At 71.9% G+C, this 1044-nt stretch carries 2 protein-coding genes; both read right to left on the bottom strand.

Annotation, left to right across the window (positions count from 1 at the left end):
• Positions 1 to 429, bottom strand: a 429-nt coding sequence (locus H5J30_RS35405) for an ABC transporter ATP-binding protein (protein ID WP_181791887.1), incomplete at its 3' end; no start/stop codon positions are given.
• Positions 426 to 950: a PadR family transcriptional regulator gene (locus H5J30_RS35410; protein WP_181791888.1), complete on the bottom strand. Its 525-nt coding sequence runs from the start codon at positions 948 to 950 to the stop codon at positions 426 to 428. The genes H5J30_RS35410 and H5J30_RS35405, both read right to left, overlap by 4 nt.
• Positions 951 to 1044 lie beyond the last annotated feature (94 nt).

Below are 1044 nucleotides of genomic sequence, written 5' to 3' on the forward strand. Positions count from 1 at the left end.
CAGGCGCTCCAGCCAGGGCCGGGCGGCGCGCTCGGCGTCGCGGCGGCCGAGGCCGGTCAGGCGAAGCGGGAGGGCGACGTTCTCCACGCAGGTCAGCTCCGGTACGAGCTGGCCGAACTGGAAGACGAAGCCGAACTCCCGGCGGCGCAGGGCGCTGCGCTCGGCGTCGGAGAGCGCGGCGAGGTCGCGGCCCGCGTACGTCACGGTGCCGTCGTCGGCCGGGACGATGCCGGCGAGGCAGTGCAGCAGCGTGGACTTGCCGGAGCCGGAGGGGCCCATGACGGCGACGGTCTCGCCGGCCGCGATGGCGAAGTCCGCGCCGTCGAGCGCGGGGGTGCCGGCGTAGACCTTGCGCAGGGCGGTGGCGGTCAGGATCGGCGCCGGTCCGGTGTCCGCGGCGAAGGGTCCTGTGGGGGGTGTGGTGGTCATGCGCGTACCTCCGCGGCGAGTTTGCCGAGGCGCGCGGCGGTGAGCTCCAGCCACCGCAGGTCGGCCTCAAGGTGGAACAGGGCGTGGTCGCAGATGAGCTGGTCGGCGAGGTCGCCGCCCTTCTTGCGACGGGTCAGCTCGCGCATCAGGCGCAGGTGCTCCGCGCGCTGCACGTCGAGGAGTTCGGCCGCGTCGCGCTCCGTGAGCAGCGCGAGGACGACCTTCGTGTAGAGGGTCGACTGCAGGTACGGCTCCGGCTTCTCCGGCGTCGTGAGCCAGCCGGCGACGTCGGTGACACCGGCGTCGGTGATGGCGTAGCGCTTGCGCTCGGGACCGCCGCCCGGCTCCATGCCGTCGACCTCGACGAGGCCGTGCTTCAGCAGCCGGGACATCGTCGAGTAGACCTGCCCGTAGTGCAGCGGGCGGTCGTGGCCGAAGCGCTCGTCGAAGGCGCGCTTGAGGTCGTAACCGTGTCGGGGGCCCGACTCCAGGAGCCCGAGGAGGGTGTGGCCGATCGTCATGCCGAGGACTCTACACGGTGTGTATACGTGCTGTGTATAGACGGGGTGTGTAGTAGATCGCGGCTGGTGGGAGTGGTGGCGGGGTCGGATGTCC

Origin of the sequence: Streptomyces phytophilus, assembly GCF_013870535.1 — a bacterium.
Classification (GTDB): Bacteria; Actinomycetota; Actinomycetes; order Streptomycetales; family Streptomycetaceae; genus Streptomyces; species Streptomyces phytophilus.